Origin of the sequence: Paenibacillus sp. BK033 (genome assembly GCF_004345425.1) — a bacterium.
GTDB lineage: Bacteria > Bacillota > Bacilli > Paenibacillales > Paenibacillaceae > Pristimantibacillus.
In genome coordinates this window covers 1-6,893 of record NZ_SLVP01000024.1, presented here as the reverse complement: position 1 = coordinate 6,893, position 6,893 = coordinate 1, and the positions used below count along the sequence as shown (strand labels likewise).

General features: G+C 42.0%; 4 protein-coding genes, 1 pseudogene and 1 riboswitch. Of the genes and pseudogenes, 4 read left to right on the top strand and 1 reads right to left on the bottom strand.

The genetic code is table 11. The features are described from left to right. The first annotated feature begins 572 nt into the window (after nucleotides 1-572). Complete coding sequence (locus EV294_RS29975; RefSeq protein ID WP_132313641.1) at nucleotides 573-950, top strand: hypothetical protein; 378 nt, start codon at nucleotides 573-575, stop codon at nucleotides 948-950. A 297-nt stretch (nucleotides 951-1,247) separates the two neighbouring features. Here EV294_RS29975 and EV294_RS29970 read toward each other — a convergent pair whose 3' ends face one another. Further along, a complete protein-coding gene (locus EV294_RS29970) occupies nucleotides 1,248-4,568 on the bottom strand; it encodes a beta strand repeat-containing protein (RefSeq protein ID WP_132313639.1) in 3,321 nt (1,106 codons plus the stop codon). A 378-nt stretch (nucleotides 4,569-4,946) separates the two neighbouring features. Between EV294_RS29970 and EV294_RS29965 the strand changes: the two genes are divergently transcribed. From EV294_RS29965 to EV294_RS29955, 3 genes and pseudogenes are all read left to right on the top strand, one after another. Then, nucleotides 4,947-5,423: an NUDIX domain-containing protein gene (locus EV294_RS29965; RefSeq protein WP_165930854.1), complete on the top strand. Its 477-nt coding sequence runs from the start codon at nucleotides 4,947-4,949 to the stop codon at nucleotides 5,421-5,423. A 161-nt stretch (nucleotides 5,424-5,584) separates the two neighbouring features. Next, nucleotides 5,585-5,776, top strand: a complete 192-nt coding sequence (locus EV294_RS29960) for a hypothetical protein (RefSeq protein WP_132313635.1) — start codon at nucleotides 5,585-5,587, stop codon at nucleotides 5,774-5,776. 105 nt (nucleotides 5,777-5,881) lie between these two features. Further along, nucleotides 5,882-5,959: riboswitch (ZMP/ZTP riboswitch) on the top strand. 44 nt (nucleotides 5,960-6,003) lie between these two features. Beyond that, nucleotides 6,004-6,811 (top strand): annotated as a pseudogene (locus EV294_RS29955) (IMP cyclohydrolase). Nucleotides 6,812-6,893 lie beyond the last annotated feature (82 nt).

Below are 6,893 nucleotides of genomic sequence, written 5' to 3'. Positions count from 1 at the left end.
CTTTGGTGTCCTGAAAAAGGGGCATTGGTTTAGTGAAGAAACGATGTTACAGGATATCCCCCAGTTTACAACATTGTCGTTAGCAGCTTAGATTCTATGCTTTCTTAGTAGAACATTAGAACGGAATACAGACAATTGAAGCACGGATGAGTCGGAACAGAACTATCATACGGACGAAGATCCTGTCGGGCAGCATATCCGACCTCCACCTCATGGACAGGTTGAATGAAGGAATGTGGGAGCGAAGACTCTGTGAGACATGGGAGGGTTGACCGCCATGAGCCTAAGTGGAGATCCAAGAGTGCGACCATATATCTCCAGAATGTCCACTTTTTAAAACGAGTGGTCTGGGTGGATATATTTTTGCGCTTTCTCCGCCCCATATTTTACATCTTCTACAACCTTGTTCCATCTAATGATTGTCTGGTATGAAAGAAAAACGTTCAAAATCTAAGGAAACATGAGAATTTAAGAGAAAAGTGATTCTCCATAGAGGGAGGATAGTTCCAATATGTGGTATTGTAAAGATAAGTGATTCTTGTTGCCTTTAGAGTATTGAAAGGGGAACTACGATGAACATTGAACAAGTAGAAATCAAATTAATCGTTGAGCAAATAAATAATTTCATACAAAAAAACTTTTGGTTTGATTTTAGTGTAGACAGTTATATAAATGACAGATTGACAATAACAGGTGGGTTAAGTCTTTCATACCCTCCGATGATTGAGATATACTTTAGCGAAGTTTTGTTCACTCTAGTCCATACGACTTGGCATACGGATACATCAAAAAGTGTTATAACGTTACTTGAAGGTGAAGAAGCTAAAATAATAAACAGAATGTTTGGTATAGAGGTTGGTTATCAAGTTTTTAGATTTGCTCCAGAAGATTGTCCAAATGAATTAGGTTACTTAGTAGCGGCTAAGAAAATTACATATAAAATAAATTAGACAAGTGCAATTGAGAGGTGGGTTTGAGTGAGTAAACAATCAAGAACTCTTATGTTATTTACAGAAGAGGTTATCACATCTTAAGAAGAAAAAACTGATTCATTTTCTTAAGACTAGTGAATCTCTATATATGAAACAAGGTAAAATTGAAGAACTCGAGGATATTATTAAACGGATAGAAACGGGTAACTTCGAATATCAAGATTATGATTGATTGAATTGATTTGAGAAGAATAGACAAAGAGAAAGAGCATGGCTCAATTAAGAACCATGCTCTTTCTTGGCTTGCGCGAGTGATTAACCGTTTTGCTTAACTACAGGAGTATCCGTTACGTTAGACGCAGGAGCGAACTCAGGGTTCGTGGAGTTCAATTGACCAACAAGAACCTTGATCAGGTTGTAGATCATTTGAATCGACTCAGCGCGAGTTGCATCACCGTTAGGGCTGAAAAGACCGTTACCCGTACCATTTACAATACCCGCATTGCTCAGCGCGTTGATCGAATCAGCCGCCCAGCTACCTGCAATATCATTGAAGTTGTTGGTAGTAGGCGTAGCTTTGTTAATCAAGCGAGACAGGACAGCCGCCATCTCTTGACGAGAGATTTCAGCGTCTGGACGGAACGTACCATCACCGTACCCCTTCAGGACACCTGCAGAGGTTAGGATGTTGATAGCTTCCGAAGCCCAATGACTATTGGAATCAGCGTATCCAGTGCTAGGAGTGCCTTGGATATGGAATGCATTAAGGATCATCGTAGCAAACTCGGCGCGAGTTACAGCAGCATCAGGATTAAAGTGACCGTTACCATCACCCTGAATGATACCAGTAGCTTGACCGAAGCCGATTGCAGCATCGCTCCAAGTACCTTTAGCAACGTCAGCGAATGCCGCAGAGCCTTGAGGTGCTACGACACTAGGATTTGCACTACTAGGGATAAGGTTGCTGTACTGGTTAAACAATATTTCAGCACTAAAGATGTCAGTGTTGATAGTAGGTGTAGTTATAGTCGGTTCAACCGGAACCGTGAATACAGGAGGTTTAGGTTGTTCAACAGGTGCTACTGGAGGTTGAACAGAACCACCGCCGCCACTGATAACTGGCGTTACTGTTACAGCAACCGTAGCAGTGCGACCACCGAACGAAGCCGTGATCGTAGCCGTTCCTGCACTAACCGCTGTAATTACCCCTGCCTCGGAGACAGTAGCGACCGCTGTGTTACTGGACGTATACGTAGCTTGGGAAGTTACCGCAGGCGTAGTGCTGTCGCTGTATACAGCGGTTACTACCGAAGCACGTGTACCACCAACCGTCAAAGAGGTAGACGTAGGAGAAACCGTCAGACCCGTAAGAACAGGCTCACCTGCTACAACCGTAACAAGAACCGAATCCGATTGACCACCATACGATACCGTCAACGTGGAAGTACCGACACTCAGAGCTTCGATGAACCCTGTGTTATCAATGGAGAGAACAGCAGGATTGGAAGAAGTCCAAGTCGCCAAGCTACCAAGGTTAGTGATAATCGAATTGTCCGAACGCAATGCAGATGCGTAAACTGGTCCCGAAGCTCCTACTGGAATCGAAGGGGGTTGACTTTGAATCGTAACACTCGTTACTGTCAACTGTGCAGCAGACACCGAAACTGGAATCGAAACAGTAACTCCATTAAGCGAAGCCACGATGGAGACAGGTCCCATGTTAGGTGTAACAGCCGTAACTACTCCATTCGCATCAACAGATGCTGTGGCAGGGTTAGTCGATGACCATGTAACTTGGCTTGTTAAGTCAGCCGTAGAAGCATTGTCGTACAGACCCGTAATTATTGGAGTAACCGTTTGACCTACAACCAAAGGCAAGAAGCCAGGGTTTGCAGTCATAGACAACAGAGTCGGCTGAACTGGAGCAGATTGAACCGTTACCATGTACTGAACTGCAGGTAGGTTATTGTACACTGCAGTGATATTCGCAACACCTACACCGTTAGCTGTGATTACCCCTGTGAAAGGGTTAACGTTGGCTACAGCCAAATTGTCGGAGTTGTACGTTACTACCAGTGGTGGGATGTCTACTTTCGAGTTATCCGAGTAGACCTCTTTCAACGTGATAGGATATGTTTCACCAACTTGGAGCGTTGGAGTTGTACCGTTCGACCACAAACCAACGAAAGTCGGAGCCTGTACCCCATTGACCGTTACGTCAATCGTTACGTTAATACCTTGGTAAGAACCATTGATCGTTGTCGATCCTGCATTGTGGGCTGTTACAACACCATTAAAGGCAGTTGCAATGTTAGGGTCATCACTAACCCATGAGATGTTGTTAGCCGAAATAGGGAAAATGCTCGAATCGGAGTAAGTTCCGCTTACTGCAACACTTGTGGAACTACCTGCATTTAGAACATAACCATCAGGTTGGGCTACCATCGAAACCAATGTTGCAGGAAGGGGTGGATTTTGGACAGTTACGGTGTAAGAACCCGACTGACCATTAAACGTACCTGTAATAGTCGCAGTTCCTGCGCTTAGTGCAGTTACTACTCCATCAGAGTCAACAGAAGCAATTTCGGAATCGCTCGACACCCAAGAAGTGCTAGACGTTACTACCGTTTGAGAATTGTCGCTCCATGTAGCGTTCACTACAAGGTTGCGAGTCGCACCAACTTGAAGTGTCCCCACAGACGGAACAACGTCAATGTAGGACAACGTTGGAGCAGGTTCAGGAGAAACCGTTACTGGAATGTCAACAGACAGACCATTGTACGATGCGTTGATAGTAGATGTACCTACACTAATAGGAAGGAAGGTGTTACCACTATCGAAATCAACATTACCGTTCGAGATCGTCCAATCAGCCAATCCCGTTACGTTAGTTGTAGTGCCATTGCTCCAGTTAGCCGTAATGGTGATAGGTTGTGCAGTATCACCCATGTTTAGTGCCAAAGAGCTAGGGCTTGCAGTAAGGCTCGTGATGGTAGGAGATGCACCAGTAATGTTAAGTGCAAGTACACCGTTTTGAATCATTGTGCGATCAATAACTTGACCGCCACCCTTCATGAGAGTGCTGTTCGTGCTATTAATCGTAATGTTTCCAAGTCCAGTGGGAGCATCGGATTTAACACGAAGTATGAAGCTAAATAGTCGAACATCACCAACAGTGGAGATGTCGTCATCGGAAGTAGGGTTGAAGTTTGCTATTATGGTGCCTCGACCACTTCCTTCACCGTCTGGCAAGTAGAGAACTTGTTTGGTGAAGTGACCTAGCTCTATTTGCCCATTCCAATCAATGTACTGTCCACCTATCTGATACATTGACTTATTCCCGCCTGATATGTCAACTCCGTACTCCGACATATCAAATACGTTTTTGTCAAACTCGACCACGATGGAGCCGCCCATAAAATAATTGCTGTTTGGAATCATGTTAAGATCCGATGCGAAAACATCAACTATAACTTGATCTCCCGCATTGTAGTTGTAGCCGCCCTGCGGTGTGATCAAATACTCCGGGTCACCGAGTTGAGCAGACGCCATACCTGCAAACAATGTCGAGAACAGCATCGCGAATACTGTAATCAACATCGCGGAACGGCGAAGCTTGGACTTGCGTTGGAACATTCTGTTTCCTCCTTTTGCGAAATTATATCAACACTCTTTTGAGTGAACATATCGAAATTTGACAAAACTTAGGACTTATTGAGTATAAACTATCCTAGTAATATTAGTCTATATCGGATATAATCCCCTTCATTGATTGGTTCTCATAGACCCTAACATTGAAAATTTCAACTAACGGGAGACAATAGTTCAGCCACCTAGGAGCAGTTTGCCACTGACGGCAGCTGCTCTTTTTTATTAAGGTAAAGGGCAGTTATGCTTAATCATCACCCCTTCTTTTTCTATAGGTAATTTAAATAAAGACATAGGTTTTAATTATTTAATACTATAATGCTCGTAGGTTATAATTACCATAAATTAGTTGGCGGAGGTGTGGAGATGAATGTATCTTGTACTGCAGCTGGTTTAATTGTAGAAGATGGTCATGTTCTTCTTGTAAAAGTTACTTATGGAGCAAATAATGGGTGCTGGATGTTACCAGGAGGTTTTGTTGACGAAGGGGAAACATTTCAGGAAGCCGCAATAAGAGAAGTGCAAGAAGAAAGTGGATTGACAGCCAAAATAAAAAGCCTTATTGGTGTGAGAGATGGTATTAGAGCTATTCCGAACGGCAGTGAACATGGAATATACTTAGTATTTGAAATGGAAGTAACTTCGGGTACTGTTTGTATCGATGGTTATGAGGTTTCTGAGGCTAGATTTATACCAGTAGAAGAAGCATTACGAGATCCATTGGTAATCGACTTAACGAAAGAAATGATACTTGCATATCGTTTGAATAATAATGGGTTGCGTCAACTACAGAAAGCAGTCCAAACTAACAATAGCTGGACTAAATATGAAGTTTTAGCTTGAAATTAAATTGAGGCATTAAGCTATCGGGAAACTATAGTTCAAGACAGCACGACGGCAGCTTATCACATGATGAGCTGCCGTTTTCTCAACTAACGGGCAGGATGGCTCAATACAGGTAGATTAGAAAGTGGTAAAATCAGTAAGTCGAAGGAGGTAAAAAGATGAAGTCAATTCTGGGTATTGGTTTATATTTTTGTGCCACTTTGCTTCTGAGTTATTACTTTGTAGAGGTTACCATTACTAAGGCTATACAGCTTGCAGCCCTTATTACTATGGTACATATATTAATGCTTCTCATAGATAAGCTAAATATGAGGAAAAAGAGACGTAAGGAGCGTAGCTTTCCGGAGTAGAATTTCAATTATCATTAAGCTAAAGGGGAACGATAGTATATGCTACAAATAAAAACAATGCATTGATAAGTGTTGAGAGAAATTGGTATTATAGATATAAATTAGAGCCTTATATGTGACTGGCGAAGCATGGAGATCCATGAGGAAGCATATAAGTTAGAGCCGTACGCCTGGGCAGAGGTAAGGGGGATTCCCCTTACCTCTTTGTGTTTATTCGAGAGGAGCAGATGCAGATGAACAAACTTCAACACGCTTTGTTTGAGAATCCTTATCCCGGAAGAACGTTTATTGTAGGTATGACTCCTTCAGGATCGCATTATGTACAGGTGTATTGGATTATGGGAAGAAGCACGAACAGTAGAAATCGAGTATTTGAAAGAAGGCTTTAGTATAAAAAACAAAGCCTTTGATCCTGATCTAGTGGAGGACCCTTCGCTCATAATTTACTATCCTATTCGACATTGGGATAACGTACACATTGTCTCTAATGGTGATCAAACTGAAACTATTTATGAAGGATTAAAGAAATACAGGTCATTTTATGAATCATTAATACTTAGAGAGTTTGAACCAGATGCTCCTCACTTTACCCCAAGAATTTCAGGTATAATTAACACAGATCTTAAGCAATACAGCTTATCAATTCTTAGAACACAAGACAACGACCCTTCAATTTTCATACGTAGCCTGTATCAATACAGCCGTTTCAAGAAGGGAATAGGTCATTGTATACATACTTATAAATCAGAACTGGATGGTGTACTTAAACCATTTGAAGGTGATCCATTTGAAGTACCACTCTCCGACTCAATTGATGAAATAGCAGACTACTACTGGGAACGTATTAATTCTGAGAACAAAATTGCATTATTAGTAAAATTTGTTGATGTGCAGAATCAGGAAATAAACTTAATAATTCGAAATAAGCATTCAACTACCCCGAAAATTACTCTTAGCTCAGACCCAAAAATGGCAGCACGAAAACAAGCCCAGCTTTTATGTTTTTTTAAAACTGTGATTCTTTCGAAATTATGAGAGATTAGGACGGTTAAGAGGCCTCTGAGGCAGAAAGAGCAACCTGAAAACCAAGACTCTCAAGCCTGCGAACAGCTTGCTT